This window comes from Devosia sp. Soil_C_22 (assembly GCF_057657195.1).
The window spans coordinates 3431441-3457668 of record NZ_JBDGIY010000001.1 but is presented as its reverse complement, the minus strand read 5'-3'; the positions used below and the strand labels follow the sequence as shown (position 1 = coordinate 3457668).

Sequence of the window (26228 nt, the reverse complement as noted above, 5' to 3'; positions counted from 1 at the left end):
GGCCACCGCCGCGACGGTATGCGTTAAGGCCAATGCCCTACTGGTTGATGAACACCTTGTCGAGCAGGCCGCCATCGGCGAAGTGCTCGGCGGACACCTTGTCCCAGCCGCCGAACGCGTCCTCGACCGTCACCAGCTTCACTTCCGGGAAGTCGGCGGCGTGGGCCGTGGCGACGGCCTCGTCATGCACGCGGTTGAAGTTGCGGGCGAGGATTTCCTGACCTTGGGGGGTGTAGAGATAATCGAGATAGGCCTTGGCGATGGCCTGGGTGCCGCGCTGGTCGGCGATCTTGTCGACGACGGCGACCGGGAATTCCGAGAACAGGCTGATCGAAGGGGTCACGGCATCATACTTGTCCTCGCCCAACGCCTTCCTGATCTGCAGCACTTCGGCCTCGAAGGTGATCAGCACGTCGCCCTGCTGGCGCTCGGTGAAGGCGGTGGTGGCGCCGCGGCCGCCGGTCTCGAACACCGGCACGTTGTTGAACAGCTTGGTGAGGAATTCCTCGACCTTGGCCGTATCGTTGGCGAAGGCCTCGTTGGCCCAGGCGCGGGCGGCGAGATAGGTGTAGCGGCCATTGCCCGAGGTTTTGGGGTTCGGGAAGATGACCTTCACGTCGTCACGGGCGAGATCGGACCAATCCTTGATGCCCTTGGGGTTGCCGGCGCGTACGAGGAAAGCCGGCAGCGAGTAGAAGGGCGAGGCATTGTTGGGGAACTCTTCCTTCCAGTTCGCCGACACGAAGCCTTCCGAAGCGAGCTTGGCGACGTCGGTCACCTGGTTCAGCGTCACCACGTCGGCGGCGAGCCCCTCGAGCACGGCGCGCACCTGGGCGGACGAACCGGCATGCGACTGGTTGACGGTCAGGTCAACGCCGGCCTGCGCCTTGTAGTAGGGGATGAAGTTGGCGTTCACATCCTCGAACAGCTCGCGGCCGATATCGTAGGAGACGTTCAGGATGTCGGTCGGCTGGGCAAAGGCCGGGGTCGCGAGCGTGGCCGCGATCAGGGCTGCTCCAAGAAAACGCTTCAAGGCTACCTCCAGAAATGGTGGCGCAGAATGAAGCCGCTTTTGTCGGCGGAGCCAACCTGCTGCCGGAGAAGAGGAATTCGCAATTGGTGCGGTGGGTGACAAACTTGCCTGCCGCGGGCTCGGTTCGTGCAAGCTCGTACCGGGATGACAAGAAGCGGCGGCTGGCGCGTGGGTAGCACCCCCCTCCGAGCTACGCCAGGCAGCGGAGCTGCCAAGCTTCGCTTGCCTCCCCCATCAAGGGGGAGGTGGGGACGGTGCCCGAGGCTGGATGGTGCCCACTACTCGATAAGGCACCTCCCCCTTGATGGGGGAGGATGGGAGGGGGTGGGGCGGGGAAGCGTGGGCATTGACAGCATCCCCCGGTTTTTCCCCTCAGTTTCCCCAGTAGTCCGGATCGAGAATTCTGCCATGCGCCCAGGCCTCGATCAGGCCGCCGGCGATGGCGCCGGGGCGGGGCTTGTTGATCTCGGGGTGGGTGCCGGCAAGCATTGCGAAGACCTCGTCGCGGGTGACCCAGCGGGCATCGACCAGCTCGACGGGGTCGCGGGTGATGGCCTCGCTGGTCGCTTCGCCATAGCAGCCGAACATCAGCGACATCGGGAATGGCCAAGGCTGGCAGGCGACATAGCGCACCGGGCCAACCTCGATCGCGCTCTCCTCGAACACTTCGCGCCGGACGGCATTCTCGATGGTTTCGCCGGGTTCGACGAAGCCGGCGAGGCAGGAGTACATGCGCTCGGGCCAGCTCGGACCACGGCCGAGCAGCAGCTTGTCGCCGCGGGTGATGGCCATGATCACCACCGGGTCGGTGCGCGGAAAATGCTGGGTGCCGCATTGCGGGCATTTGCGTACCCAGCCGGTGCTTTCGACGGCGCTGGGCGTTCCGCAATTGGCGCAAAAGCGGTGCGAGCCGTGCCAGCCGATCAGGGCGCGGGCGGTGGCGACGGCCTCGCCTTCGAGCGGGGTCAGCGTCGGCATCAGGCCGCGGATCTCGACGAATTTCGCGTCGGGGAAGCCGGGGTGGACCTGCAGGCTCTGGTCGATGAACTGGCCGATGGTGGTGGCGTCCTCGGGCGGGGTCCACAGCGGCAGGTCGGTGGCAAAGAGCGGGCCGTCGGCCGTCAGTCCGACGAAGATCGGGGCTTCGCGGGCATCGGAGAGAGCAGAGTGGTCGAGCGTCACCAGCACGGGCTTGCCGGCGTCGTCGGCGAGGAGCTTGCCGCGCCAGAACACCAGCGTCTTTGTGCGGGCGTCCTGCCTGGCCTCGTCGGTGGCGCGAAGCGGCGCGGCCCGGTCGAGCCCGCCGGGCCGGAATGCGAACATGTAATCCATTGATGCTGCTCCTCTTCGCCTGAGGTGTAGGGCGGCGACGGAGCGGCGGCAAGATAGGCGGAGGGTTGAGAACCTGCCGTTGCGGTCACCGTCGCGAGAGCTGCATCTCCAGCATTTCGAGCAGCTTGCCGGCATCGGCAGGGCTGCCGACGATGACGACCTTCAGCGTTTCGGTGGTCGGGTCGAAGGCGGTGCTGAGGTGGAGCGGCGGGGTGTCGGCGTCGCCGGTCATGGCGACGGCACCGAGGAAGGTGGCGATGCGCTGGGCGTCGGCGGCGGTGAGGTTCGGGATCTCGACGATGCAGGTGGCGCGGGCGCCTTCGGTGGTCTCCACGCGGCCGCCGGCCATGCCGGCGAAGGCGGCGAGCTTGCTGCGCTCGATGCGATAGGACTTGCCGATGCGGGTGGCGGGCAGGCGGCCCTCCCGGATGTGGCGGAGCACGGTCTTGGGGTGCAGCTTCAGCTGTTCGGCGGCCTGCTCGACGGTGATCAGAGCGTCTGTCATGTTCCCTATTGTTCCGTATCGTTCCCTAAATTATATTGACATGCGGAGTGATGTAGAGCAATAGGAGTTATGTCATGGACGCGGGAACGGCTATGAAAGCGCGGCTGCGGGCCGACCTGGTGGTGGCGATGAAGCAGGGCGCGCGCAATGAGGCAGCGCTGCTGCGCCAGCTGATCGCGGCGCTCGACAATGCCGAGGCGGCGCCGATGCGGATCGAGTCCGCGTCGCTGGTGCGGCACGAGTTCGGGGCCGGGACGGCCGAGGTGGCGCGGCTGGTGCTCGACGAAGCGCGGGTGCGCGAGATCCTGGCGGCCGAGATCGCCGGCCGCGCGGATGCGGCGGCGGAGTATGAGCGGCTGGGCGAGGGAGTGCGCGCGGCGGCGTTGCGGGCCGAGGCGGAACTGGCGCGGCGGTATGTGGGGTAGTCCGTCTGGCACTGAGTGTTCGGTGCGTCGCTGAGACAGACGCCCCCCTCCCATCCTCCCCCACAAGGGGGAGGTGCCGCATCCAGCCTGAGGCACTATCGAGGGCCAAGGCTCGACTCTTCACCTCCCCTTCATGGGGGAGGCCGGGAGGGGGCCGTCTCTATCGGTGTGCCTCCGGCCACAGCCCGATGTGGAGACCCGGCCTGCGCCGGGGTGACCTGTGGGTGTGTGAGGCCTGGCCTCAGCCGATGACCGACCAGCGTTCCTCGCGCGGCATGGTGGGGCGGAAGTCGTAGCGGTCCTTGCCGAGCGCGTGGAGGGTGGCGCGCTCGATGAGGGAGAACTCGGCCGGGTCGGCGCGGTTGAGGTTCATCGGCTCCTTCAGCACCACCGGCGGGTTGGTCATGAAGCGGACGCGGCCGGAATGGTTGTTGGACGAGGCGTGCAGCATGAAGGGGTGAAGGATGATGAAGTCGCCGGTCTCGCCGGTGATCTCCTCGAACTCGGTGCACTGGTCGATCAGCTTGCCGAACGCGTCGCCGTCATCGACGCCTTCCGGATGCTCGGCGAGATATTTGGCCACCACCTTGATCGAGTCCGGAGCGACGAAGGTGCCGCCGCCTTTGTGGACGACATCGGACCAGTAGACGATGGTGAGCAGGCCCTGCTCGCGGCTATCGAGGAAGTGGCGGAAGAAGCTGCCATCCTTGTGCCAGCCACCGGAGGCGGGCGACGGCGGCAGCCACGGCTTGTCCTCGCCGCGGCGGAAATTGACCACGAAGGCGTCGGACCATTCGCGCGAGTCGATGGTGGTGAAGTGCTGGGACTCGATCTCCATGATCTTGTCCTCGATGCGGTCTTCGCCGCCGGTGACGTCGCAGAGCGCGGCCCAGCCCCTGGGCGAGATGTCCTTGATGCGCGCCAGGTTATGGCGGTCCATCCAGACGATGTCCTTGGTCCAGGTGGAGCGATCATCGGGGTCGTAGCCGAGGCGGCCATAGGCCTGGTCGGTCCACTTCTTGGCCAGCGCCGGATCGACGCAGCCCTTGACGCGCACATAGCCCTTCTCGACGAAATGCTGGGCCTGCTCGGGGGTCAGGACTTGAAACTGCCGGGCCATTCAGTAATTCTCCTCATTATCGTAGGGCGCCGTACAAACGCTGCGCCGCGACCGCTCCTCCAGCGGGACCACAGGGATAGCGCGGCTGATATTCGCTGTCATCGGGCTATTGGGCTAGGCTGTGATCGGCAGCAGGCCAGCGGGGGAAATGGCAAAGCCCTCGGCGCGGGCCTGGGGCAAGGAGACTTGCACCGGGCCGTGCGGCAGCTCGGGCCATGGCGCCGTGCCGGTCTTGCGCCGGCGGTTGGAGTGCCAGGCCATCACATGCAGGTAGAGGTAGGGCATGCCGTCGCCGTCGACGGTATTGGTCAGCCGCCCGTTGCGCCAGCGCCATTCGCGCGGCCAGTTGCCGGTGCCGTCGCGCCAGGGCGTACCCTCGATCGTGCTGAAACGCTCCTCGAACAGCAGGCGTGAACGGCTGAGCAGGCGGCGCAGCTTGTCCTCGCGCCGCAACTGGCGGCGGAGGGCGCCCTCGTCGAGGGCGTGGATGGCGGGATCGAGCGTCTTCGCGGCCCAGCCGGGGATGCGGCGATAGGCCGTGCGCAGGCGCTCGCTGTTGCGGAACACGGCGAGATGGCCGCTGACCCGGTCCGGGTGGGTCGAGATCACGTCGTAACGGGCCAGCAGGGCGTCGGTGTAAAAATGCCGGATGTCGCCGAAGAAAACGTCGAGGTCGTTGAAGCCGAAGCTGCGATAGCCGGCAATGTCGGCAGCAAAGACGTGGCCGTAGGCGCCCTTCAGGTCGCACAGCTTGTAGGCCGGGAAATCGGGCAGGGCGAGGCCGATCGCCTGTCCGATGCGGGCGAGGAATTCGGGCAGGGTCAGCTGGATGAAGCGCACGTTGGGTGGGCTGTCGGGCGGGGGCGGCTGGTCGGTGACGAGCAGCCAGTCGACCCCGGGGTTGTGCCGGCAGGTCTCGAGATGCAGCCCGATCCAGGCCGGCCACGGGCCGAACCAGGCGGAGATGAGGACAAGCGGCTTCACGGGATTCAGGTTCGGTTCAGTTTCGCATGGCCAGAGGAAGCGCCGATATAGCGCGCCGGCGCTGCTTTTTGGAGCCGTACTTGTCCCTGCCCGCCATCAACTCGTTCTGGTCCGGCGCCGCGATGGATCCCATCCACGCCGCCTGCCTCGCCTCGTACATCAGAATGGGCCACCCGGTCCGGGTATTCGTCTACGACAAGGTGGTCGGCTTGCCGGCCGGGGTGGAGATCGCCTCGGCTGCCGAGGTCTTTCCGCTGGGCGAGGCGCGGCCCTATCTGCGTGACGGAGCGCTGGCGCTGCTGTCCGACCTGGTGCGCTACCGCATCCTCGCAGCGGGCGCCGGGATCTGGTCGGATGCCGACTGCTTCTGCGTGCAACCGCTCGCGGACGCCGACTATGTGTTCGGCGCCGAGGACGACGCCGTCATCAACGGCGCGGTGCTGAAGGCACCGCCGGGCTCGCCGCTGCTGGACGCGCTGCTGGTGATCGGCGAGGGCTTCATCCCGCCATGGGAGCCGCGATCCCGGCAGCAGCGCTGGGAACTGCGCAAGCGGCTGTGGCAGCCCAAGCCGCTGAGGGACATGCGCTGGGGCACGGCCGGCCCCTGGGCGATCACGCATTATGTCAACGCGCTCGGGCTGGGACATCTGGCCCGGCCGTCGGACGTACTCTATCCGGTGCACTGGCGGCAGGCCGGCAAGCTGCTCGATCCCGGGCTGGCGCTGGACGAAGTGCTGAGCCGGCGCACGCGCGTCGTGCACTTCTACGGCTTCAACATCCGGCAGGCGCTGACCAATGGCGGTCCGGCCGCCGGCTCGCCGATGGCGGAGCTGCTCGCGGGGCGGCGGCCGTCGTGGCTGGCGGGGTAAGCTTTCGCGTTGCCCGAATTTACGCGTCGGCAAGCTTAGCCGAAAGTTGGCCAAATTGTGATCAACGATGTCATTTGCAGGGCAGGGTAGTTGAGCTAGCGTCTGCTGATTGCGAGTAAGCTTTTGTCCGGATTAGGCAATTATTGCCTGGGCGAAGGGCTGCTCATGGGGCGGACCACGGCGAGAGGCCACTCGCCAACTACGAAGAGGCAAAATGACGAGCGTCGGTTTGAATGGCGGTGCCGCGGGCACCGCAGGTCGTGCTGCGCGGTTTTTTCGGAAAGCGCCAGCGCTCCTTTCGGGTGTTTCGGTGCTGGCACTGGTCGCATCTGCGCTGGTGAGCCCAGCCAATGCCGCGACCTTCACGGCGGCGAACCAGACCCAGCTCGATAGCGCCATCGCGGCGGCGCAGGCGAACTCCGATGCGGCTTCGACCATCACGCTTACCAGCAGCTTCACCATTGCCACCCCGCCGCCGGCGATCGGCAGCAAGAACATCACCATCGCGACCGGCGCGAACACGCTGACCCTCGCCTCCGGCGCCGCCTTCAATGTCGATGCTGGCGCGTCGCTGACCATTACCGGCAATGTGCTCGGCAACGGCGTGCTCAACCAGGCGGTGCTCAACAAGTCGGGCACTGGCAACCTGGTGATCAACGGCGTCACCGCAACCGGCGTCACGCATATCGGCGTGCTGGGCGGGACCACGTTGATCAATGGCGGCAGCGAGATCACCATCCACCACAACACCACCAACGGCTCCACGCCCCTGATCGCGATCGGCAAAAACGCCGGCAATGTCGGAACGCTCACCATTTCCGGGGCAGGAACGGTGGTGACCGGTACAGGCGGTGATCCGCTCGACATCGGCAACACGACGGGCTCAGGTACGCTGAATGTCGAGGCGGGCGGCGTGCTCAACCTCACAACCTCGTCGGTTCGGCAGTCGGGCGTGTCGAACATCAATGTGAGGGGCGACGGTTCGGCGCTCTACTTCACCAGCATCAACCAGACGAGCGGGACGGTGGGAAGTATCAACATCACCGATGGTGGCCTGCTCAGCACCTCCGGTGCGGTGACGCTGGGTGGCGTCACCAACATCGTGCAGAGCGCGACGGTCGATGGCCTCGTTGCGGGCGAAGGCTCCAGGCTCGTCGTGGGAACGACGCTGTACCTGCAGCGCGGCACGCTTTCCGTGCTCGATGGCGGCGTGGTCGAGGCTGACGCGGTGACGGTCGCAACGGCCACAACCGGCACGGCGGTCCGGGACTTCGACGTACTCGTTTCGGGCGCGGGCTCGCGGATCGATACGGATGCCTTTACGGTCGGCACGCGCGGGATCGGGACGCTGACGCTGGCCGATGACGGCATGGTTTCCATCGCCGACGGCGCCGCGGCGCTGGTGCTGGGCGGCACGCATGTGGATAGTGCGGCGGTTCTCAATATCGGCGGTGCGGTGGGCGAGACGGCGGCCGCGGCCGGCGTGCTCGAGGCATCGGCGGTGACGCTTGCCGACAGCGCCGAAGTCAACTTCAATCACACCGGGACCGGCTATGTCTTCGACGTGCCGATCAATGGCGGCGGGGCGATCAACCAGCTCGCCGGACGCACGATCTTCGATGCCGACCAGCTCGGCTTTATCGGGCTCACCACGATCTCGGGCGGCATGCTGGAGGTGAATGGCGAACTGGGCGGCACTGTCGATGTGCTTGGCGGCACGCTGGCCGGCATCGGCCGGGTCGGGGCGACCAGCGTTGCCGCAGGCGGCGCCATTGCGCCGGGCAGCAACGGCATCGGCACGCTGACGATCGAGGGCGATTATGCCGGCGATGGCGGGCTGCTGCAGATCCAGACGGCGCTGGCGGGTGACAGCTCGCCGACCGACCTGCTCGTCGTCACCGGCGCGACCAGCGGGACGACCGACGTCGCGGTCAGCAATTTCGGTGGTGGCGGCGGAGCGACCAGCACAGGCATCAAGATCATCGATGTCGGCGGGGCTTCGGGCGGCACGTTCAGGCTGCTCGGCGATGTCGAGATCGACGGCCGGCAGGCAGTGATCGGCGGGGCTTATCTCTACGGCCTGCATCAGGGTACGCTGACCGACGCCGATGGCGACTGGTACCTGCGCAGCATCCTCAACCCGGACGATGACACGCCGATCTTCCAGCCGGCCGCGCCGGTGGTCGAAACCTATGCCGCGGCGGCGCTGCAGGCGTTCAACACCAGCGAGAGCCTGCAGCAGCGGGTCGGCAACCGCGCGTGGTCGGATGGGACCACGCAGGGCGACGGCATCTGGGGGCGGATGGAGGCGACGCACACCTCGCTCGATCCCGAGGGCTCGTCGACGGGCGCCAGCTACGACGTGACCACCTGGCGGCTGCAGGCGGGGCTCGACGGCGTGCTCAGCCAGTCCGAGGCGGGAACGGTGGTCGGCGGGGTCAACCTGCAGGTGGGCACGATCGCGGCCGATATCGGCTCGGCCTATGGCGATGGCAGCATCGAGGGCCGGGCGTTCGGCATCGGGGGCACGCTGACCTGGTACGGCAGCGCGGGCTTCTACCTCGATGCGCAGGGCAAGCTGAACTGGTTCGATAGCGATCTCAGCGCCGACCTGCTCGATGGTGCGCTGGTCTCGGGCAATGCGGGCTTCGGCTATGCGCTGAGCCTCGAGGCGGGGCAAGAGGTCGGGCTCGGCGGCGGCTGGTCGGTGACGCCGCAGGCGCAGCTGGCCTATTCGGCGGTGGATTTCGACGCCTTCGATTCGTACGGCTCGACCGTGGCGCTCGAGAGCGGCGACAGCCTGCTCGGCCGGCTCGGGATATCGGCCGACTACGAGGCCGAGTGGCAGGACACCGCCGGCGAGACGGGGCGGACCCATCTCTACGGCATCGCCAATGTCAGCTACGAATTCCTCGACGGGGTGGCCACCAGCATCGGCAGCGATACGCTGGTGAACGAGGCCGACCCGCTATGGGGCAGCCTGGGGCTCGGCGGTTCCGTCAACTGGGCCGGCGACGCGCTGTCGCTGCATGGCGAGGCCAATCTCGGGACCAGCCTCAATGCTATCGGGGAGAGCTATAGCCTGGGCGTGACGGCCGGAATCAGCGGCAAGTTCTAGCGTGCGAGGGGCCCGTCGGCTGTGACCGGCGGGCTCCTGAGCGATCTCGCAGGTGATTGGTGCCCCCGGTCGGACTCGAACCGACATGCCTCGCGGCGGCGGATTTTGAGTCCGCTGCGTCTACCAATTCCACCACAGGGGCGCGTCCGAGCGCGTAGCATTCCGGCCCGTGCCGCGCAACCCTCAGGCGCCGAGGGCAAGGCGCGCGAGATAGACCGCGAGCACGCCGCCGGCCATGGCAGCGAACAGGTTGCGGCTGACGATGTAGATCAGCGCCACCGCGGCGGCGGCGATGGCTTCGGCCGGACCGCCCTTGAGGATGGCGGGGGCGACGAGCGAGGCGAGCACCGCGCCGGGCACATGCTTCATCCAGCTCGCAACGAACCCGGTTTCGGGCAGGCGGTTGGCGAGCAGCAGGCCGCCGGCGCGGATGGCGTAGGTGATGGCGGCCATGCCGAGGATGGTGACCAGCGACTCAAGCGACATGGCGGCGGCCTCCCATGGTCTCGGCCACGGCGCCGGCGAGGCTGCCGGCAAGGCCGCCGGTGATGATGTACCAGTTGCCCTCGACCAGCTGCGCGGTGGCGATGGCGACGAGCCCGCCGACCAGCCAGGGGACGAGGTCGCCACGGCCGCGCCACATGCCGAGCAGCAGCGCGAGGAAAGTGGCGGTGAAGGCGAAATCGAGCCCGTAGCGGGTCGGGTCGTCGATGAAGGCGCCGAGCGCGCGGCCGAGGATGGTCGAGGCCATCCAGCTGAGCCAGCTGAGGACGCCGGTGCCGAGGAGGAAGGAGACGGTGCCGCGGCCCTTGCGCACCTCGGCCATGGTCATCGCCCACTGCTCGTCGGAGACGAAGAACATGGCGCCGAGGGCTTTGGGCAGGGGCAGGTGCGTTACCAGCGGCCGCAGCGTCGCGGACATCAGCATAACGCGCAGGTTGACGATACCGACCGCGATAATGATCGAAACGATGGGCAGGCTGCCCGGCGTCCACATCTCCAGCGCCACGAACTGGCTGGCGCCGGCAAAGACGAGGCCGCTCATCAGCGCCACCTCGGCGAGGCTGAGCCCGGCCTGGCCCGCGAGCACGCCCCAGACCACGCCGTAGGAGGCGATGGAGATGGCGACGGGGATGAACATGCGGAAGCCGAGCCAGAACTGGGCGGATCCGTTTTGTGGGGCGGGCGAATGCATGGGCGCGGACACTACAGCGAATCCCGCCGGCGTCACGATGATATCTGGTGATCGGGACCATTCGCCGGTGTGATGCGAGGCGCGCTCATCGCCGTAAGTATTGATCGCGGGGACGTTGACGCAATCGCGCAGGCGAGGCTACACACCGCCCTGCGTTCATACCCCAGCGTGCTCCGACCCGCCTGCATCGGCATCCCGATGTGAAGTGGCCCGCCCGGCGCCGTCATTTTTCGACCCCGCCCGGCTATTTGGGGCCGACGCAGATCGTGTTCGGGTTTCGGAGTGACGTTTATGATCGACGTGAGCAAGCCGCTCTGGCAGCGCTTCCTCGTTTTCCTCGTGCCGCTGATGGTCAGCAATATCCTGCAGTCGCTGTCGGGCACGATCAACAATATCTATATCGGGCAGATGATCGGGGTGGAGGCGCTGGCCGCGGTCTCGACCTTCTTTCCGATCATGATCCTCCTGATCTCGTTCGTGATCGGGCTGGCCTCGGGCGCCTCGATCCTGATCGGGCAGGCCTGGGGCGCCAAGAACCTGCTCAAGATCAAGCAGATCACCGGCACGACGCTGACGGCGGGCTTCTTCCTCGGGCTGGTGGTCGCGATCATCGGCGCGCTGTTCGCCGACAACCTGATGCAGCTGCTCGGCGCACCGGCCAACATCCTCGCCGACTCGGCGGCCTATGGCCGGGTGATCCTCGTCGGCATGCCGGGCTTCTTCATCTTCCTGCTCATCACCTCGATGCTGCGCGGCGTAGGCGATACGATCACGCCGCTGCTGACACTGATCTTTTCGATCGGCATCGGGCTCGTCGTGACGCCGGCGCTGATCCAGGGCTGGTTCGGGCTGCCGCAGATCGGCGTGCTGTCGGCGGCGGTGGCGTTCATCGCCGGCTTCGTCGTGGTGCTGGTGTTTCTCTACTTCTACCTCAACGCCAGGAAGAGCCCGATGGCGCCAGACGCCGACCTGATCGCGAGCCTCAGGATCGACATCAAGCTGCTCGGCCTCGTGGTCAAGCTGGGACTGCCTGCGGGCGTTGCCATGGTCGTCTCGTCGCTGTCGGGCATCGTCATCATCGGCATCGTGAACCGGTTCGGTTCCGACGCCACGGCGGCTTACGGCTCGGTGAACCAGGTGCTCAGCTATGTGCAGTTCCCGGCCATGTCGATCGGCATCGCCTCGGCGATCTTTGCGGCGCAGGCGATCGGCGCCCGCCGCTTCGACGAGGTGGAGCACGTGACGCGTACGGCGGCGGTGATCAACCTGATCTTCACCGGCACGCTGGTGATCATCGCCTATCTGTTCTCGCAGCACCTCGTGGCGCTGTTCATCACCGATCCCGGCGTGGTGGAGCTGGCCGAGCGGCTGCTGCACATCGTGCTGTGGAGCTGCCTGCTGTTCGGCTGGGGCTCGATCTTCTCGGCGGTGATGCGCGCCTCTGGCGACGTGTGGATCCCGATGGCGCTGTCGCTGGCCGCGATCATCCTGGTCGAGGTGCCATCGGCGCTGATCCTCAGCCAGATCTACGGGCTCGACGGCGTGTGGATCGGCTACTGCCTGAGCTTTACGGCCATGCTCACCTTCCAGGCGATCTACTATTTCGGCTGGTGGCGGAAGAAGAAGATCGTGGCGCTGGTCTAGCCGGCGCCGCAATCGCGTCCCAGGCGGCCATGGCGCCGTCGATGACGCGACCGAGGGCGGCGCTGTCGGCGCCATCCCGGGCCTGCAGGGCGAGGCCGTTCAGCACCGTGGTGTAGAAGGCGGCCATGGCGGCGGCGTCGGCTCCGGCCGGCACGTCGCCATCGGCAATGCCGCGTTCGATGCGGCGGGCGATGTCGTCGGTGGAGCCCTGCCGCAGCGCGGCCACGTGGGCGCGGACCTCGGCATTCTGCGGCGGTCCGACAGCGGCGGCGAGGACGATCATGCAGCCGCTCGGCACGTTCGGATCGGTGTAGGTGGCGGCGTTGGAGCGGAGCAGGCTCTCGACCTCCTCCCGCGCCGTGGCGTGGTCGCCGGGCTTGGGGCCGTAGGCGGTCACGTAGAGATCGAGCGCCTCGTAGAACAGCTCTTCCTTGGAGCCGAAGGCGGCGTAGAGGCTCGGTTTGGCGATGCCCAGCCGCGCGCTGAGATCGCCGACAGAGGTGCCCTCGTAGCCGCGCTCCCAGAACAGCCGCATGGCCCGGTCCAGCGCTTCGGCGCGATCGAACTCTCTCGGGCGGCCTGCCAAAACCGGGTTTCTCCGTGATTGTGTACCAGTCAGTATAAAATTGTTGACGGGTGATCGCAACCGTCATAGCCAATTGTGTAATGATCGGTACAAAATGGAGATCCGACATGACTGACCAACTCGCTCTTTCAGGCCGCGCCGCGCTTGTCACCGGTGGCAGCCGCGGCATCGGAGCGGCCATCGCGCTGGCCCTGGCCAAGGCCGGGGCGGACGTCGCCATTACCTTCGAGCGCAATGGCGAGCGGGCCGACGCGGTGCGGGCGGCGATCGTAGCCGAGGGGCGGCGGGCGCTGGTGCTCAAGGCCGATTCGGCCGAGGTGGCGGACGTGACGCGCGCGGTGGACGATACGGCGGCGGCGTTCGGACGGCTCGATATCCTCGTCAACAATGCCGGCATCGGCGATGGCGGGGCCTTCGCCGAGGTGACGCCGGCGGCCTATGACCGGATGTTCGCCATCCACAGCCGGGCGCCGTTCTTTGCGGCGCAGGCGGCGGTTCGGCACATGCAGGCGGGTGGGCGGATCATCTCGATCGGCACCAACATGTCGACCCGCGTCGCGGCGCCGGGGCTGAGCCTCTATGTGGCCAGCAAGTCGGCACTGTCGGGGATGACGCGGGCGCTGGCGCGCGAGCTCGGGCCGCTCGGGATCACGGTCAACACCGTCGATCCGGGCTCGACCGATACGGACATGAACCCGGCGGATGGGCCGTATGCCGCGGGGCAGCTCGCCCACAATGCGCTCGGGCGGTTCGGCGAGGCTGAGGATATCGCGGCAGCGGTGGTGCATCTCGCCGGGGTTGGCGGGCGGAGCATCACGGGGACGTCGATTTTGGTGGATAGCGGGTTCAACGCCTAGGCGAGAGGCTGGTGCGTGGGGTCGCCCCCTCCACCAGCTTCGCTGGGCCTTTCGAGCATAGCTCTCAAGGCCTTCTCACCTAAAATCGCTCCACTGGAGCGATTTTGCCTGCGGCACGGCTCGAAGCCCCTCCCCCGTGAACGGGGGAGGATGAAGACCGCTAGCCCAGCCGCTCTTCCATCCATTTGACGCCGAAGGCGGTGATGCGGTCGGCGGGGACGAGGACGGAGGGCGCGGCGCCGATGGTGTCGCGCCTGCCTTCGCCGCTGGCGAGGAATTGTTCGACGATGGTGGCGAAATAGTCGTCGGGCAGGCCGTCGGGCGGGTTGCCGGTGTCGAATTCCTCGAACTGGCGCCAGACGGTCCGGCCGTCGACGAGGATGGGGGACTCGTAGCGGATGACGCGCTTGTCGGGGAAGTCGGCGATGTGCTCGGCGTGGTGCAGCAGGGTCATGGTGTCGAGCGGGGCGCCGAGCATCAGCACCTTGCCCTTGGCTTCGACCAGCTTGCCGAGCGGGGACTGCGAACCGTAGCCGTAATCCATGGCCTGGTCGGCGGTGAACCAGTCGGCGCGGCTGCCGAGCGCGACGAAGGACGCGCCCGGATTGGCGCTGCGCCGGCTGCCGGGCGTGGTGCGCAGCAGCTCGGCCCAGGCGCCATAGTCGCGGTTGGCGCGCGAGGTCAGCGGGTCGAAGGGCGGGATGTCATCGCGGAGCGCCGGGTCGTCGCGGTCGTCATCCTCGAGCTGCCAGTCGGCATAGGCGAGGATGGTGCCGGTGGGGCCGAGCACGTCGCGCAGCGCCGCGATGATCATGTCGGGACCGCCGACGATGCGGCCGACCTTGCGCAGCGCGGCATGGACCAGCACCGCATCGCCTTGGGTGAGGCCGATGCGGCGGAAGTCTTCACCCAGGCTCAGCCGGGTCGGGCGGCTCAACGGCCGGCGGCTCCGGCGTAGCGGCGCTCGGCCGGATGCTGCTGTGCCGTCTCACCGTGCAGGATATCGTATTCGTGACGGGCGCTGACCACCTGGTGCTGGTGCTCGGCGGCCCAGTCCCAGAGCGCATTCAGCGGCTCGGTGAGGGTGCGGCCGAGCTCGGTCAGCTCGTATTCGACGCGCGGCGGAATCTCGGGATAGACGGTGCGGGTGACGAGCCCGTCACGTTCGAGATTGCGCAGGGTGAGGGTCAGCATGCGCTGCGAAATGCCACCGATGGCATGGCGCAGCTCGTTGAAGCGCATGGTCTTGCGCTTCAGGTAACCGACGATCATCACGCTCCACTTGTCGCCGATGCGATTGAGGATGTCGCCCATCGCGTTGCAGGTTTCGACCTTGTCGGGACTACCCAGAGGCATGGCAGTAGCTTTCGAGAAGACTGTGTTTGCCTGCAATATAGGCGTGGTTACCGTTTGTGACTAGGGGGCTGAACTGGATGCGGCGGAGGGGGGCTTCCGCTGAGTGTTGCACCCCTCATTGAGTCATTCCCGCGAAAGCGGGAATCTCTGTTTCGGTGCGTGGGCAAAACGGAGATCCCCGCTTTCGCGGGGATGACCCCGGTGGGTGGGGCGGGCGGCGTGGTCTAGGTGCCGCCCTCGAGGCTCATGCGGCCTTGGCAAACTGGGCGGCGTGGAGGCCGACATAGTAGCCGAGGTTGTCGTCGCTCAGCCCCAGGCCTTCCATGATGGCGGCCATGAAGGCGACCGGCGAGGTGCCGGGGGCGGTGACGATGCCGCTATCGCTGACGGCGGCGGGGGTGTCGCGATAGAGGGCGCTGCCCTTGTAGCCGGTGAAATCGAGATAGCCGGCGCCGTTCGAGGTGTGGCGGATGGTGTCGAGCAGGCCAGTTCTCGCGGCGGCGACGGTGGCGTCGCAGATGAGGCCGACCAGCTTGCCCTCGGCCTTGGCCGCGCTCAGCAGCGGGGCGAGGTCGGGCGCGTCGGGCGATTGCCAGATGGTGCCGCCGCTGACGATGATGGCGTCGTAGTCGGCGACGTCGATATCCTCGAGCGCCAGCGTCGGTGTGACGGTCATGCCGCCGGACGAGGTGACGGGCTGGCCGCCGGGAGTCGCGAAGCGCGTCTCGACCTTGTAGAAGGCGTGGGCGACGGCGTTGAGCAGGGCGGTCTCCCAGTCGGCAAACCCTTCGGTGAGGATGGTCACGATGGTCGTCATTTCGTTTCTCCGTGTGCGATGGGGAGAAGCTAACGCCGGGGGACGCCCGATTTTGTCAGCAGGGGTGTTGGCGTAATGGCGAAGCGATCGGAGCGGCTGCTCAACCTGCTGCAGGCGCTGAGGCGCCGGCGGCGGCCGGTGTCCGGCCAGGTGCTCGCGGAGGAGATGGGCGTGTCGCTGCGCTCGGTCTATCGCGACATCGAAACGCTGAAGTCGATGGGTGCGGCGATCGACGGGGAGGCGGGCGTCGGCTTCCAGCTGCGGGCCGAGCATTTCCTGCCGCCGCTGATGTTCACCGACGAGGAGCTCGAGGCGCTGGTGCTGGGGCTGCGCGGGCTGATCTACGGGCCGGACAGCGAGATGGCGCTGACGGCGCGCGATGCGAGCGCCAAGATCGAGGCGGTGCTGCCCAAGCCGATGCGCGAGGACATGCAGTCGATCGGGCTGTTCGTCATTCCGCCCAGGACGATCGACGCGGACAACCTGCTTGGCCGGCTGCGGCGGGCGATGCGCGAGGAGAAGCAGGCCTGGCTCGGCTATCGCGACAAATCCGGCTCGACGAGCGAGCGCACGGTCTATCCATTCGCGCTCGGTTATTTCGAGGGCCACCAGACGCTCGCGGCGTGGTGCACGCTGAGGAATGACTTCCGCAGTTTTCGCGTCGATCACATCCTGACGCTGGATGTGCTGGAGGCGCCGCTGCCCGAGCCGCGGCGCACGTTGTTCCACCGCTGGTCGCGTGCCAGAAATTTACCGGATTTGACGTAGAATGGGGCCGGACTTCAAAATCCTTTGACAGGGCCATGGCAAAGGTTGAGCGGCGCGAGGGGCGTTGCTAGAACCCGGGCGGCCCCGCGAAACAGCCTTCTGGAGGCGCCTTGTTCGCCAAACTTCGCCGGCATCTCGCCGCCAGCCTGATGCTCATTGCCGCCTTCGCCGCGAACCCCGCCTGGGCCACGCCGATGCTGCTGGTCGATGCCACCACTTATGACGTGCTCTATGCCGAGGATGCGGGCGTGTCCTGGCACCCGGCCTCGCTCACCAAGCTGATGACGGCCTATGTCGCCTTCGCGGCGATCCGCGCCGGCACGGTGACGCTCGATACCAAGGTGAAGATCTCGCAGAACGCCTGGAACCAGGCACCGAGCAAGTCGGGCCTCAAGGTCGGCTCGCAGATCACGATGCGCGATGCGCTCTACATCCTCCTGGTCAAATCGGCCAACGATATCGCGGTGGCGATCGCCGAGACGGTGTCGGGCTCGGTGCCGGCCTTTGTCGACGAGATGAACGCCATGGCTTCGGCCATGCAGCTGACGGCGACGCATTACGTCAACCCGCACGGGCTGCACCAGGAGGAGCAGGTGACGAGCGCGCGCGACCTCGCCATCCTGGCGCTGATCCTCCGGCGCGACTTCCCCGAATATGACGACATCTTCCGCACCGAGGTGGTGGAGCTGGGCAAGGCCAAGCTCGAATCCAACAACGACCTGCTGCTGCATTTCCCGGGCACGACCGGCATGAAGACGGGCTATGTCTGCGCCTCCGGCCTCAATATCGTCGCCACCGCCGAGCGCGGCGGGCGCTCGCTGTTGGCGGTGGTGCTGGGCGGCTCGTCGGCGCGCGAGCGCAACGAGATGGCGGCGGAGCTGTTGCTGCGCGGCTATTCCGGCGCGGTGTCGAGCACGGGCAAGAACGTGACGCAGCTGGTCAACGAGGACGGGCCGGCGGTGAACATGCGGTCCAAGATCTGCGGCAAGGAAGCCAAGGAATATGTCGCGGGGCGCAATGCGGCCTATCCGATGGGGCTCAAGGGCCAGCCAAGCTACCTGACCGACAAGATCAGCGGGTTGAGCTACACGGCCACTGACCTCGGCATCCTCGTCGACGACGTGCCGCTGCCGCGTCCACGGCCGAGCTGGGCTCCGGCGGCCGTCGCGGCGGTGCAGTAGGTCAGGCCGTAGCCTTCACGATCGAAAAGCGGAGGACGCCACCGTCCTCGGTAGCGTCGCAGGCATGGGCGTTCTGCCGGCAGTAGAGCGGGATGTCGATCTTGGCCATCGGGTCGGTGGCGAGCACGACCAGCGCCGCGCCGGGGGCGAGCCCGGCGAGGTGTTTTTCCATCTTGAGGACCGGTAGCGGGCACTTGAGTCCGCGGCAGTCGAGGACCGGCTCAGTCGTCAAGCACGAGCACCCAGTAGACGCCATTGGCCGAGTTGGGCTCGTACGCCACGCCGAGGCCGGCGCGACGCGCCATCGGGTCGGCCAGCGCCGAGGCATCGGCGGGTGCGGCGCGCCAGCCCGAGAAGACTTCGGCGAAGGTGGTGTAGCCGGCGCTCAGGCGCATCACCAGCGTGCCGGGTGGCAGCATGGGCTGCGCGCCGGTCTTGGCGTAGTTGGCGGCGAGCGACTGCGCGGTCGAATCGAGCTGGATGTCGCCGCGCACATCGGCGGCGCCCATGGTGCGGCGGAAATCGTTGAGCAGGAACAGCGCCTCGACGCGGTTCAGCTGGGCGCCCGGCTGGTTCATCTGGGTCGTGAGCCCCGGCGACAGGGCGGTGCCGCCGCCCGTCGAGCAGGCGGCGAGGGTTACGGACAGCAGCGCAGCCGCGGCGAGAGGGGCGAAACGGCGGGTTCCCGTCGAAGGCATGGCGCAGAACTCCTTGCATGGCCGGCTCTTTGTGGCCGGCGTGGCCTCACATGCTCTGGTGACCCCGGCGGGATTCGAACCCACGACCCCAGGATTAGGAATCCTGTGCTCTATCCTGCTGAGCTACGGGGCCACTCGCCCGGCACATAGCAAATCATCGGGTCGGGGGGAACCCGCGGTGATGCGCGTTGGCCCGCAACAGCGGTCACTTGATGATCAGGTCCACGAGCCGAGCGAGGGCGCCAGCCTCAGTAGTCGACGGCGTCGCGGATGATCGGGCAGGTCATGCAGTGGCCGCCGCCGCGGCCGCGGCCGAGCTCGGAGCCGGAGATGGTGATCACCTCGATGCCGGCCTTGCGCAGCAGGGTGTTGGCGTAGGTGTTGCGATCATAGGCGAAGACCACGCCGGGCGAGACGCAGACCAGGTTGGCGCCGGAATCCCACTGGGTGCGCTCGCGGGTGTAGTCGTTGCCGCCGGTTTCGACGACGCGCAGTTGCTTCAACCCGAGCGCGCCCTGCACGGTTTCGACGAGCCCGCCATCCTTCGTCAGCTCGAGGCCACCGTTGCCGTCGGGGCGATAGGAGAAGCATTCGATCTGGTTGACGATGTCGGGATAGAGCAGCACGCAGTCGCGGTCGGCGAAGGTGAACACCGTGTCGAGATGCATGGCGGCGCGCAGCTTGGGCATGGCGGCGATGATGACACGGTCGGCAGCGCCCTTCTCGAACAGCGCCGCCGCGACCTGGCTGATGGCCTGGCGCGAGGTGCGCTCGCTCATGCCGATCAGCACGTTGCGCTTGCCGATCGGCATGATGTCGCCGCCTTCGAAGGTGGCGAGGCCCCAATCCCTGGTGGGGTCGCCCCACCAGACGTTCACCTTGCCGGCGAAGTCGGGGTGGAACTTGTAGATCGAGCTGGTGAGGATGGTCTCCTCGTGGCGGGCCGGCCAGTAGAGCGGGTTGAGCGTTACGCCGCCATAAATCCAGCAGGTGGTGTCGCGGGTGTAGAGCGTGTTGGGCAGGGGGGGCAGCAGGTATTCGTTGACGCCGGCGGCGTCGCGGATCATCGCCAGGGTCTCGCCGCCGATGGAATCGGGGAACTCGAAGGTGGAGAGGCCGCCGATCAGCGTCTCGGCGAGGTCGCGGTTCGAAAGGCCATCGAGATAGGAGCGCACCTCGTTCTCGAAGCCGAGGCCGACCTGATTGGGGACGACCTGATTGTCGAGGATCCACTTCTTGGCCTCGGGAATGGCGACGGTCTCTTCGAGCAGGTTGTGCATCTCGACCACGTCGACGCCGCGATCGCGCATCTTGGTGATGAAGTCGAAATGGTCGCGCTTGGCGACATCGACCCACATGACGTCGTCGAACAGCAGCGCGTCGCAGTTGGAGGGCGTGAGGCGCTGGTGCGCCCGGCCGGGTGCGCAGACCATGACCTTGCGCAGCTGGCCGACTTCCGAGTGAACGCCAAAATCCATGATGCTCTCCCTCAGGGTTGGATCGTGCCGGTGACGAGGCCGTAGATGCCGATCAGCGCGCCGATGACGACGACGGCGAGGACCCCCAACTCGACCGGAGTGAAGTAGCGGGCACCCTGTTCGCGGCGGGCCCACAGGTAGAGGATGGTGCCGGGGGCGAAGAGCACGGCGACCAGCACCACGTATTTCAGCCCGGCGGCAATGAACATGAACAGCGTGTAGAGGATGGCGATCCAGGCAAAAATGCCGTCGCGCGTACGCTCGCGCGGCGTCTGTTCGTAGCCCATGCCGGTGCGCACCAGCAGGGCGCCGTAGCCGGCGACCAGCAGATAGGGGAGCAGCGCGGTGACGCTGGTCATGTCGAGCATGAAGTTGAAGGCGTCGTCGGACCAGTAGGTCGAGATGACGAAGAGCGAGATGACGATGTTGGTCAGCCACAGGGCATTGGCCGGCACACCATTCTTGTTCTGGGCCGAGAAGATTTTCGGCATGTCCTGCGACTTGGCGGCGGCGAACAGCACTTCGGCGCAGATCAGCGACCACGCAAGATAGGCGCCGAGCACCGAGATCAGCACGGCGATGGAGATGAAGATGGCGCCCCAGTGGCCGACCACCAATTCCAGCGCGCCGGCGAGCGAGGGGTTGGTGACGCCGGCGATAGCGGCCCGCGGCTGTGTAGCGTAGGGCAGCAGGGTGATCGCGACCATCAGGCCGGTGACGGCGAGGAAGCCGAGCATGGTGGCGCGGCCGACATCGGCGCGGGTGCGGGCGTAGCGCGAGTAGACGCTGGCGCCCTCGATGCCGATGAAGACGAAGACGGTGATCAGCATGGTGTCGCGCACCTGATCGACCAACGACTTTTCCGGCATGCCGATGCCGCCGAAGAAGTTCTCGACGAACTGGTCCCAGTTGAAGGCGATCAGGAACAGCACGACCGTCAGCAGCAGCGGCACAACCTTGGCGACGGTGACCACGGCGTTGACGAGCGCCGCCTGCTGGGTGCCGCGCAGGATCATGAAGTGGAACAGCCAGATGCTGGCCAGCGAGACGATGATGGCGATGGGACTCGAGCCGTCCCCGAACAGATCGGGAAAGAAGCGGCCGAGCGTGGCGCCGATCAGCACCCAGTAGAAGACGTTGCCCAGAACGCTGCCGAGCCAGTAGCCGAAGGCGGAGAGGAAGCCCATGTAGTCGCCGAAGCCGGCCTTGGCATAGGCGAATACGCCGGAATCGATATCGGGACGCTTCTCGGCGAGCACCTGGAACACGCGGGCCAGCGTGTACATGCCGAAACCGGCGATGGTCCAGGCGATGATGGCGCCGAAGGGGCCGGTGGCGGTCGCGAACCGGCCCGGAAGGTTGAATATGCCGGCCCCGACCATCGAGCCGACCACCATTCCGCTCAGCGCAAAGAGCGGAAGCTTTCCGTCAGTCGCAGCCATCGTCCCCCCCCCTCAACAAGGCCAATCGCTACGAACCAGTGAAGCAACAAAAAGTACGGATGCTTCCAAAACGTGCCGCGCGAAACACTAACCCCCGCAATCGGCCTCGATTGCGGGATAACAGCTTCAGGCACACCAATCCGACGGCGCGCCATCTTGTCAGGCTCGATTTATAGGATGATCATAGCACCCACCAGTTACTGGTGCGAGAGGAATCTTCGTAGTCAATTTAAGAGCTTAAGTGTCACGAGATACGAAACCTTGGCTAGGCGCGGGCAGAGCTTGCCGGCGCGAACAATCAAGAGGAAAATCCAGATGAGCCGGAAGCTTTTTGTTATGGCCATAGTGGCATTCCTGGGGTTGAGCGCCCCGGCGATGGCCCAGGACGATACTTCGCGCGTGCTGGTGCCCGATGCACCGCAAGGCGCCATTGTTGCGGGCTGCTTCAGGGCCGACCGCAACCTTTACGGGCCGCATCGGCTCACCATGTGCCTGCGAGGCAACGGCACCTACCAGGTCACCGGCGGCGGCATCCGTTGCGATGGCCGGCTGACGTGGCGAACCTCGGGCCGCAATATCGACATCAACCTGCGGCGCCAGAGCTGCAATCGCGGCGTGGCCTGGGCCGCCGCGCGGGTGGAGTGCCGCGCCAGCAGCCTGGATCTTCGGGCGCAACCAGCGCGTGGTGGTGCCCGACCTGCCGGCGGTGCGGTCGCTCAGCTGCACCTATTTCCCGACGGTGCGGGGCGAGCGGCCGGCGAATTTCAACGCGCGGCGAACCTAGCGAACCACCCCGGGGCAGGTGCGGCAGGGAATACCTGCCCGGCAAGGAGCCGGTGGCGATAGCCTCGCCGCCGGCCGATCGTGGGCCGATCCACTCGCCGCCATCAAGGGGAACCGGGGGTTCGGCCGCGGGTTGGTTCTCCGGTGACAATGGCAGCGGGAGAACGAGATGGCCGAGGACAAGCGCAAGGACGACAAGCCTTCGGTGAAGCCGACCGGCCAGGCGGACGACAACATCGACGATCTGGGGCGCGACGTGAACAAGCCGGAGCGCAATGTCGGTGACCGCGCGACGGTGGATCGCACCAAGGACGCCGACAAGGCGGCGAAGCAGGGCTAAGCCCTACTTGTCGGGATACTCGTGGCTGATCTCGGCCAGGGTGCGTTCGGCGCCTTCGGGGTCGACGCGGCGAAGGATGGCGTCCAGCTTGGCTTCGGACCGATCCTCGCTTTCCTTCGATTGCGGCGAGCCGACATAGAGAAGCAGGGTCAGGCCGACCACCTGCCAGAGCAGCTGCAGGAACTCGGACTGCCAGTTCTCGAAGGTGTCGCGCAGCATCTCGACCAGGTAATCGCCGACCAGGATCGGCGCACCCAGTGCCGTCTGCTCGTTCACGAAGGCGAGCCAACCAAAGAACCAGTGACCCACGAGGCTGACGATCAGGAAGCCGATCGTCACCCAGGCGAAGCCGTATTTCTTGAGAATACCCATGTGCGTAACCCTAGTGAGGCCTGTCAGCCAAACTCGGGTCCAGCGCTTCCGTTCCGGGAGGGGAACGTTGCGGGTCGGGTGACATTGCCTCTCGATACCCAAGAGAGGAGCGTGCCATGCATCAGTCCAATACCGAGCCCCGCGAGGCGCCAAAACGCCAGGGCAAACGCACCCACGAGCAACAGAAGCGAATCGCCGAGAAGCGCGAGAACACCAAAGGTGCGGATGTCCCGATGCCGGGTGATACGCTGGCCGAGGCAGCAAAGCGCCACCCGCGACAGGCCGGGGCCTACGACATCTCGAGTGGAGATCGCTCGATCCAGCGTGGCATCAACGACGAACAAGGCCACCACAAGCGCCGGACGGACGACTGAGGGTCAACCCTCGGCGGCCGCATCCGTCAGCGTTGGAGCCGGGGCGGACAGCGACCAGACGACCGATGAGGGCGTCAGCTCGGTATGGGCCCGGCCGCCGAGGCTCATCGGGGCGATGCGATCAAGCACGACGCGGCCAAAACCGCGGCGAGGATTGTCGATGGCGGCCAGCGGCGTGCCGTGTTGCTCATCCCAGGTGAGCTCGAGCTCCGGTTCGGGACCGGGGGTGATCGACCAACTGATCGTGATGGCGCCGCCGCGGCCGGACAGCACCCCGTACTTGGCCGAGTTGGTGCCGAGTTCATGGAAGGCCATGCCGAGATTCTGGACAGCCGTGGCCGAGATCGCGACCAATGGACCGGACACCGTGACCAGATGCTCGTGGCCGAATGGAGCGAGCTGTTCGTGAATGACTTCGGTGAGGGTGGAACCGGTCCAGTTGGAGCGAACCAGCAGATCATGCGAGGACGCCAGGGCGCTGATGCGCTCGCGGATCTTGGTCTGGAACTCGGCAATGCCGTCGGAGTGGATGCCGGTTTCGCGGATGATCGAGAGGATCACCGCGTACTGGTTCTTCACCCGGTGGTTGATCTCGCGCAGCAGGACGCGGATACGCCGCTCGTTCTCCTTTGTGGCACTGATGTCGCGCGCGATCTGGGAGGCGCCGACGACGCGCCCGGTGGCATCGCGCACCGGCGAGACGGTGAGCGACACCTGAATCTGGGTACCGTCATTGCGGAGGCGGACGGTTTCATAGCTTTCGATCCGCTCGTTGGCCCGGATGCGCCGGATGATCTCGGTCTCTTCCTCACGCAGATGGTGTGGGATGAGCATGATGATCGACTGGCCGATCGCTTCGGCGGCAGCGTAGCCGAACATGCGCTCGGCCGCCGGGTTCCAGTCGGTGATGACAGAGTTGAGGTCCTTGGCGATGATCGCGTCGAACGAGGATTCGATGATGGCGGCCAGCCGAGCGGAGGCGATCGCGTCGGGGCCGTGCTCCACTTTGGCAACAATATCGGTCGGCGGCATGTAGGCGGGGCTCCCTTGGGGCGCCACACAAACGTCGATGTTTGCACCGGGTTCCGCGGATGTCGATGCCCGCCGCCTAGATCAGCAGCGACTGCGCTCCATCGATCCACACCGGCGTTTCGGTGATGTGGCTGGCTTCGTCCGATAGCAGAAAACAGACGAGTCTGGCGACATCGGAGGCTGTGCCGTGCTTGCCGCCGGTGAGGGGAATGCGGCCCTCGGGATACTCGGCCGGAACGCGGGCCAGGTCGGTATTGCGCCTGATGGTGCTGTCGCCGATCTGGGTGGTGATGGCGCCCGGGCAGATGACGTTGACGCGGATGCGGTAGCGCGCGAGCTCGAGCGCGGTCATCTGCCCGAGCGCGAGCAAGCCCGCCTTGCTGGTGGAATAGGCGCTGGCGCCGGCGAGCGTGAAGCTGCGCGTGCCGTTGATCGATGAGGTGATGACGATGCCGCCGCCACGCTCCTTCATCAGCGGCACGGCATATTTGAGGGTAAGGAAGGTGCCACCGAGGTTGATGGCCATGGTCTGGTTCCACTCCTCGTAGGTCAGGTCGTCGATGGGCGCCCAGGTACCATTGATCCCGGCATTGGCGAACACCCCGTCCAGCGTGCCGAACTCGGCCTCCGCGGTGGCGAAGGCGGCGCGCACCTCCGCCTCGCTTGAGATATCGGTGACGATGGTATGCGCGGTGCCGCCGCCGCTGCGGATGGCATCGGCGGTGTCGTCCAGTTCGTGGCGATGACGGCTCACCAGGGCCACGGCGGCACCGCGTTCCGCGAGCATCAGGGCTGCTGCCTTGCCGAGCCCGGACCCCGCGCCGGTCACCACCATCTTCTTGCCGCTCAGATCCATGGATTGTCCCCCTCGATGCTCTCTCCGAGCGGTATCGAGGGGGATTCTCAGGCGCTTGTCGAGATGGACCTACGGTCGGTCAGTAGAGGTCGTTGAAGGTTTCCGGATCGCTGCCGGTTCTGCCTACCTCGCCCTTGTCGAGTCCGGCGATCCGGCCCATGGCACCATCGTCCAAGGTGAAGCCGAAGACATCGAAATTCTCCTCGATGCGATCGGCGTGCACCGATTTGGGAATGACGATCGAGCCGCGCTGCAGGTGCCAGCGCAGGATGATCTGGGCGGGCGACTTGCCGTACGCAGCGGCGATGTCCGCGATGATCGGATCGTCGAGCACTTCACCGCTGCCGAGCGGCGAATAGGACTCGTGGTGGATGCCGCGGCCAGCGAGATAGGGCAGCATCTCCTTCTGCTGGAAATAGGGGTGGGTCTCGATCTGGTCGACGGCCGGCACGATGCCGGTCTCGTCGATGATGCGCTCAAGCTGCGACTGCGTGAAGTTGGACACGCCGATCGAGCGGACCAGCCCATCCTCGCGGGCTCGGATCAGGCCCTGCCAGGTCTCGACATATTTGTTGTGTCTCGGGGTGGGCCAGTGGATGAGCATGAGGTCGAGATAGTCGACACCAAGCGCATCGAGCGATTCCTGCACGCCGCGCAACGCACCATCCGTGCCCTGGGCCTTGGTGCGCAGCTTGCTGGTGAGGAAGATCTCGGAGCGCGGCACCGCCGAGTCGCGGATGGCCTCGCCGACGCCCGGCTCGTTGTCGTAGCCCTGGGCGGTATCGATGAGGCGGTAGCCGACGGACAAGGCCTGGGTAACGGCGTCGACCACCTTGTCGTTCTCGATCTGCCAGACACCGAAACCAAGCTGCGGGATGGCCAGCTGCTCGCCGAGCTGGATGGAGGGAGTGGATGTCGCGTTGGTGGCCGCCTGGGCCTGATCATGAATCATCGTCGGCTCCTGTAGGTTGGTCAGGTTGAAACTTGGCCGGCGGCGGCACGGTTCCAGTAGCGAGGTCGGGCTATCGGGCTATCGGGCCGTCGTCGGTCTCGGCTAACGTGT

Annotated in this window: 29 protein-coding genes and 2 tRNA genes; 10 read left to right on the top strand and 21 right to left on the bottom strand. The window is 66.5% G+C overall.

What is annotated here, in order from left to right; genetic code table 11:
* Nucleotides 1-37 precede the first annotated feature (37 nt).
* The 3 genes from cysP to AC3A6I_RS16770 all read right to left on the bottom strand — a co-directional run bounded on the left by cysP (nt 38) and on the right by AC3A6I_RS16770 (nt 2870).
* On the bottom strand, nt 38-1033 hold the full coding sequence (gene cysP, locus AC3A6I_RS16780) for a thiosulfate ABC transporter substrate-binding protein CysP (protein WP_487544906.1): 996 nt from the start codon (nt 1031-1033) through the stop codon (nt 38-40).
* 372 nt (nt 1034-1405) lie between these two features.
* On the bottom strand, nt 1406-2365 hold the full coding sequence (gene nudC, locus AC3A6I_RS16775) for an NAD(+) diphosphatase (RefSeq protein ID WP_487544905.1): 960 nt from the start codon (nt 2363-2365) through the stop codon (nt 1406-1408).
* Between the two features lie 85 nt (nt 2366-2450).
* Nucleotides 2451-2870, bottom strand: a complete 420-nt coding sequence (locus AC3A6I_RS16770) for a helix-turn-helix domain-containing protein (RefSeq protein WP_487544904.1) — start codon at nt 2868-2870, stop codon at nt 2451-2453.
* Nucleotides 2871-2944: 74 nt separating this feature from the next.
* Here AC3A6I_RS16770 and AC3A6I_RS16765 point away from each other — a divergent pair, with 74 nt between their 5' ends.
* A complete protein-coding gene (locus AC3A6I_RS16765) occupies nt 2945-3295 on the top strand; it encodes a hypothetical protein (protein WP_487544903.1) in 351 nt (116 codons plus the stop codon).
* 241 nt (nt 3296-3536) lie between these two features.
* Here the strand turns inward: AC3A6I_RS16765 and AC3A6I_RS16760 are convergent, their stop codons facing one another.
* Together AC3A6I_RS16760 and AC3A6I_RS16755 are read right to left on the bottom strand one after the other, a co-directional pair.
* Nucleotides 3537-4415: a phytanoyl-CoA dioxygenase family protein gene (locus AC3A6I_RS16760; RefSeq protein ID WP_487544902.1), complete on the bottom strand. Its 879-nt coding sequence runs from the start codon at nt 4413-4415 to the stop codon at nt 3537-3539.
* A 114-nt stretch (nt 4416-4529) separates the two neighbouring features.
* Nucleotides 4530-5399 carry a DUF6625 family protein gene (locus AC3A6I_RS16755; protein WP_487544901.1) on the bottom strand — a complete coding sequence of 290 codons (870 nt, stop codon included), beginning with the start codon at nt 5397-5399 and terminating at the stop codon, nt 4530-4532.
* Nucleotides 5400-5479: 80 nt separating this feature from the next.
* Here AC3A6I_RS16755 and AC3A6I_RS16750 point away from each other — a divergent pair, with 80 nt between their 5' ends.
* Together AC3A6I_RS16750 and AC3A6I_RS16745 are read left to right on the top strand one after the other, a co-directional pair.
* Nucleotides 5480-6268 (top strand): glycosyltransferase family 32 protein, encoded by a 789-nt coding sequence (locus AC3A6I_RS16750; protein WP_487544900.1) that lies wholly within the window; start codon nt 5480-5482, stop codon nt 6266-6268.
* A 310-nt stretch (nt 6269-6578) separates the two neighbouring features.
* On the top strand, nt 6579-9386 hold the full coding sequence (locus AC3A6I_RS16745; RefSeq protein ID WP_487544899.1) for an autotransporter family protein: 2808 nt from the start codon (nt 6579-6581) through the stop codon (nt 9384-9386).
* Nucleotides 9387-9443: 57 nt separating this feature from the next.
* Here AC3A6I_RS16745 and AC3A6I_RS16740 read toward each other — a convergent pair.
* The 3 genes from AC3A6I_RS16740 to AC3A6I_RS16730 all read right to left on the bottom strand — a co-directional run bounded on the left by AC3A6I_RS16740 (nt 9444) and on the right by AC3A6I_RS16730 (nt 10593).
* A tRNA-Leu gene (locus tag AC3A6I_RS16740) sits at nt 9444-9528 on the bottom strand.
* Between the two features lie 41 nt (nt 9529-9569).
* On the bottom strand, nt 9570-9872 hold the full coding sequence (locus AC3A6I_RS16735) for an AzlD family protein (RefSeq protein WP_487544898.1): 303 nt from the start codon (nt 9870-9872) through the stop codon (nt 9570-9572).
* Nucleotides 9862-10593, bottom strand: a complete 732-nt coding sequence (locus AC3A6I_RS16730; RefSeq protein ID WP_487544897.1) for an AzlC family ABC transporter permease — start codon at nt 10591-10593, stop codon at nt 9862-9864. The genes AC3A6I_RS16735 and AC3A6I_RS16730 overlap by 11 nt, the downstream gene beginning before the upstream one ends.
* Nucleotides 10594-10872: 279 nt before the next feature.
* Between AC3A6I_RS16730 and AC3A6I_RS16725 the strand changes: the two genes are divergently transcribed.
* A complete protein-coding gene (locus tag AC3A6I_RS16725) occupies nt 10873-12225 on the top strand; it encodes an MATE family efflux transporter (RefSeq protein WP_487544896.1) in 1353 nt (450 codons plus the stop codon).
* On the opposite strand, the gene AC3A6I_RS16720 is transcribed toward AC3A6I_RS16725, so the two are convergent.
* Nucleotides 12161-12811 carry a TetR/AcrR family transcriptional regulator gene (locus tag AC3A6I_RS16720; protein ID WP_487544895.1) on the bottom strand — a complete coding sequence of 217 codons (651 nt, stop codon included), beginning with the start codon at nt 12809-12811 and terminating at the stop codon, nt 12161-12163. The genes AC3A6I_RS16725 and AC3A6I_RS16720 overlap by 65 nt on opposite strands.
* 107 nt (nt 12812-12918) lie before the next feature.
* Here AC3A6I_RS16720 and AC3A6I_RS16715 point away from each other — a divergent pair, with 107 nt between their 5' ends.
* Entirely contained in the window at nt 12919-13668 is a 750-nt protein-coding gene (locus AC3A6I_RS16715) for an SDR family NAD(P)-dependent oxidoreductase (protein ID WP_487544894.1), read from the top strand.
* A gap of 160 nt (nt 13669-13828) precedes the next feature.
* Here the strand turns inward: AC3A6I_RS16715 and aac(3) are convergent, their stop codons facing one another.
* The 3 genes from aac(3) to AC3A6I_RS16700 all read right to left on the bottom strand — a co-directional run bounded on the left by aac(3) (nt 13829) and on the right by AC3A6I_RS16700 (nt 15841).
* Complete coding sequence (gene aac(3) / locus AC3A6I_RS16710) at nt 13829-14605, bottom strand: aminoglycoside 3-N-acetyltransferase (RefSeq protein ID WP_487544893.1); 777 nt, start codon at nt 14603-14605, stop codon at nt 13829-13831.
* On the bottom strand, nt 14602-15024 hold the full coding sequence (locus tag AC3A6I_RS16705; RefSeq protein ID WP_487544892.1) for a winged helix-turn-helix transcriptional regulator: 423 nt from the start codon (nt 15022-15024) through the stop codon (nt 14602-14604). The genes aac(3) and AC3A6I_RS16705 overlap by 4 nt, the downstream gene beginning before the upstream one ends.
* A 244-nt stretch (nt 15025-15268) precedes the next feature.
* On the bottom strand, nt 15269-15841 hold the full coding sequence (locus AC3A6I_RS16700; protein WP_487544891.1) for a DJ-1/PfpI family protein: 573 nt from the start codon (nt 15839-15841) through the stop codon (nt 15269-15271).
* A gap of 75 nt (nt 15842-15916) precedes the next feature.
* Between AC3A6I_RS16700 and AC3A6I_RS16695 the strand changes: the two genes are divergently transcribed.
* Nucleotides 15917-16609 (top strand): helix-turn-helix transcriptional regulator, encoded by a 693-nt coding sequence (locus AC3A6I_RS16695; RefSeq protein ID WP_487544890.1) that lies wholly within the window; start codon nt 15917-15919, stop codon nt 16607-16609.
* A gap of 110 nt (nt 16610-16719) precedes the next feature.
* The gene (locus tag AC3A6I_RS16690; protein WP_487544889.1) at nt 16720-17790 is read left to right on the top strand and encodes a D-alanyl-D-alanine carboxypeptidase family protein; all 1071 of its coding nucleotides are present in this window, start codon (nt 16720-16722) and stop codon (nt 17788-17790) included.
* 1 nt (nt 17791) lies between these two features.
* Here the strand turns inward: AC3A6I_RS16690 and AC3A6I_RS16685 are convergent, their stop codons facing one another.
* The 5 genes from AC3A6I_RS16685 to AC3A6I_RS16665 all read right to left on the bottom strand — a co-directional run bounded on the left by AC3A6I_RS16685 (nt 17792) and on the right by AC3A6I_RS16665 (nt 21408).
* Nucleotides 17792-18046 carry a sulfurtransferase TusA family protein gene (locus tag AC3A6I_RS16685; protein WP_487544888.1) on the bottom strand — a complete coding sequence of 85 codons (255 nt, stop codon included), beginning with the start codon at nt 18044-18046 and terminating at the stop codon, nt 17792-17794.
* The gene (locus AC3A6I_RS16680; protein WP_487544887.1) at nt 18012-18488 is read right to left on the bottom strand and encodes a CAP domain-containing protein; all 477 of its coding nucleotides are present in this window, start codon (nt 18486-18488) and stop codon (nt 18012-18014) included. Before AC3A6I_RS16680 ends, AC3A6I_RS16685 begins: the two co-directional genes overlap by 35 nt.
* Nucleotides 18489-18544: 56 nt before the next feature.
* Nucleotides 18545-18621, bottom strand: a tRNA-Arg gene (locus AC3A6I_RS16675).
* 115 nt (nt 18622-18736) lie between these two features.
* The gene (locus tag AC3A6I_RS16670; protein ID WP_487544886.1) at nt 18737-19966 is read right to left on the bottom strand and encodes an arginine deiminase; all 1230 of its coding nucleotides are present in this window, start codon (nt 19964-19966) and stop codon (nt 18737-18739) included.
* Nucleotides 19967-19977: 11 nt separating this feature from the next.
* Nucleotides 19978-21408: a basic amino acid/polyamine antiporter gene (locus AC3A6I_RS16665; RefSeq protein ID WP_487544885.1), complete on the bottom strand. Its 1431-nt coding sequence runs from the start codon at nt 21406-21408 to the stop codon at nt 19978-19980.
* A 315-nt stretch (nt 21409-21723) separates the two neighbouring features.
* On the opposite strand from AC3A6I_RS16665, the gene AC3A6I_RS16660 reads away from it, so the two are divergent.
* Together AC3A6I_RS16660 and AC3A6I_RS16655 are read left to right on the top strand one after the other, a co-directional pair.
* Nucleotides 21724-22254: a hypothetical protein gene (locus AC3A6I_RS16660; RefSeq protein ID WP_487544884.1), complete on the top strand. Its 531-nt coding sequence runs from the start codon at nt 21724-21726 to the stop codon at nt 22252-22254.
* A gap of 106 nt (nt 22255-22360) precedes the next feature.
* Nucleotides 22361-22531, top strand: coding sequence for a hypothetical protein (locus tag AC3A6I_RS16655; RefSeq protein ID WP_487544883.1), 171 nt, complete (start codon nt 22361-22363; stop codon nt 22529-22531).
* Between the two features lie 3 nt (nt 22532-22534).
* Here AC3A6I_RS16655 and AC3A6I_RS16650 read toward each other — a convergent pair whose 3' ends face one another.
* Nucleotides 22535-22903, bottom strand: coding sequence for a DUF6766 family protein (locus AC3A6I_RS16650; protein WP_487544882.1), 369 nt, complete (start codon nt 22901-22903; stop codon nt 22535-22537).
* A gap of 116 nt (nt 22904-23019) precedes the next feature.
* Here AC3A6I_RS16650 and AC3A6I_RS16645 point away from each other — a divergent pair, with 116 nt between their 5' ends.
* The gene (locus AC3A6I_RS16645; protein WP_487544881.1) at nt 23020-23277 is read left to right on the top strand and encodes a hypothetical protein; all 258 of its coding nucleotides are present in this window, start codon (nt 23020-23022) and stop codon (nt 23275-23277) included.
* Between the two features lie 3 nt (nt 23278-23280).
* Here AC3A6I_RS16645 and AC3A6I_RS16640 read toward each other — a convergent pair whose 3' ends face one another.
* From AC3A6I_RS16640 to AC3A6I_RS16630, 3 genes are all read right to left on the bottom strand, one after another.
* Nucleotides 23281-24309, bottom strand: a complete 1029-nt coding sequence (locus tag AC3A6I_RS16640; protein ID WP_487544880.1) for a PAS domain S-box protein — start codon at nt 24307-24309, stop codon at nt 23281-23283.
* 76 nt (nt 24310-24385) lie between these two features.
* The gene (locus AC3A6I_RS16635) at nt 24386-25165 is read right to left on the bottom strand and encodes an SDR family oxidoreductase (protein ID WP_487544879.1); all 780 of its coding nucleotides are present in this window, start codon (nt 25163-25165) and stop codon (nt 24386-24388) included.
* Nucleotides 25166-25244: 79 nt separating this feature from the next.
* Nucleotides 25245-26117 carry an aldo/keto reductase gene (locus AC3A6I_RS16630; protein WP_487544878.1) on the bottom strand — a complete coding sequence of 291 codons (873 nt, stop codon included), beginning with the start codon at nt 26115-26117 and terminating at the stop codon, nt 25245-25247.
* Nucleotides 26118-26228: the final 111 nt, after the last annotated feature.

Excerpts from the sequence above, each read along its gene's own strand:
- AC3A6I_RS16645 (WP_487544881.1), top strand. The coding sequence starts at position 23,020 with ATGCATCAGTCCAATACCGAGCCCCGCGAGGCGCCAAAACGCCAGGGC.
- nudC (WP_487544905.1), bottom strand. The coding sequence starts at position 2,365 with ATGGATTACATGTTCGCATTCCGGCCCGGCGGGCTCGACCGGGCCGCG.
- AC3A6I_RS16670 (WP_487544886.1), bottom strand. The coding sequence starts at position 19,966 with ATGGATTTTGGCGTTCACTCGGAAGTCGGCCAGCTGCGCAAGGTCATG.
- AC3A6I_RS16705 (WP_487544892.1), bottom strand. The coding sequence starts at position 15,024 with ATGCCTCTGGGTAGTCCCGACAAGGTCGAAACCTGCAACGCGATGGGC.
- AC3A6I_RS16665 (WP_487544885.1), bottom strand. The coding sequence starts at position 21,408 with ATGGCTGCGACTGACGGAAAGCTTCCGCTCTTTGCGCTGAGCGGAATG.
- AC3A6I_RS16650 (WP_487544882.1), bottom strand. The coding sequence starts at position 22,903 with ATGGGTATTCTCAAGAAATACGGCTTCGCCTGGGTGACGATCGGCTTC.
- AC3A6I_RS16725 (WP_487544896.1), top strand. The coding sequence starts at position 10,873 with ATGATCGACGTGAGCAAGCCGCTCTGGCAGCGCTTCCTCGTTTTCCTC.
- AC3A6I_RS16695 (WP_487544890.1), top strand. The coding sequence starts at position 15,917 with ATGGCGAAGCGATCGGAGCGGCTGCTCAACCTGCTGCAGGCGCTGAGG.
- AC3A6I_RS16685 (WP_487544888.1), bottom strand. The coding sequence starts at position 18,046 with ATGGCGTCTACTGGGTGCTCGTGCTTGACGACTGAGCCGGTCCTCGAC.
- AC3A6I_RS16640 (WP_487544880.1), bottom strand. The coding sequence starts at position 24,309 with ATGCCGCCGACCGATATTGTTGCCAAAGTGGAGCACGGCCCCGACGCG.
- AC3A6I_RS16655 (WP_487544883.1), top strand. The coding sequence starts at position 22,361 with ATGGCCGAGGACAAGCGCAAGGACGACAAGCCTTCGGTGAAGCCGACC.
- AC3A6I_RS16660 (WP_487544884.1), top strand. The coding sequence starts at position 21,724 with ATGAGCCGGAAGCTTTTTGTTATGGCCATAGTGGCATTCCTGGGGTTG.
- AC3A6I_RS16715 (WP_487544894.1), top strand. The coding sequence starts at position 12,919 with ATGACTGACCAACTCGCTCTTTCAGGCCGCGCCGCGCTTGTCACCGGT.
- AC3A6I_RS16700 (WP_487544891.1), bottom strand. The coding sequence starts at position 15,841 with ATGACGACCATCGTGACCATCCTCACCGAAGGGTTTGCCGACTGGGAG.
- AC3A6I_RS16630 (WP_487544878.1), bottom strand. The coding sequence starts at position 26,117 with ATGATTCATGATCAGGCCCAGGCGGCCACCAACGCGACATCCACTCCC.
- AC3A6I_RS16770 (WP_487544904.1), bottom strand. The coding sequence starts at position 2,870 with ATGACAGACGCTCTGATCACCGTCGAGCAGGCCGCCGAACAGCTGAAG.
- AC3A6I_RS16765 (WP_487544903.1), top strand. The coding sequence starts at position 2,945 with ATGGACGCGGGAACGGCTATGAAAGCGCGGCTGCGGGCCGACCTGGTG.
- AC3A6I_RS16735 (WP_487544898.1), bottom strand. The coding sequence starts at position 9,872 with ATGTCGCTTGAGTCGCTGGTCACCATCCTCGGCATGGCCGCCATCACC.
- AC3A6I_RS16680 (WP_487544887.1), bottom strand. The coding sequence starts at position 18,488 with ATGCCTTCGACGGGAACCCGCCGTTTCGCCCCTCTCGCCGCGGCTGCG.
- AC3A6I_RS16760 (WP_487544902.1), bottom strand. The coding sequence starts at position 4,415 with ATGGCCCGGCAGTTTCAAGTCCTGACCCCCGAGCAGGCCCAGCATTTC.
- AC3A6I_RS16635 (WP_487544879.1), bottom strand. The coding sequence starts at position 25,165 with ATGGATCTGAGCGGCAAGAAGATGGTGGTGACCGGCGCGGGGTCCGGG.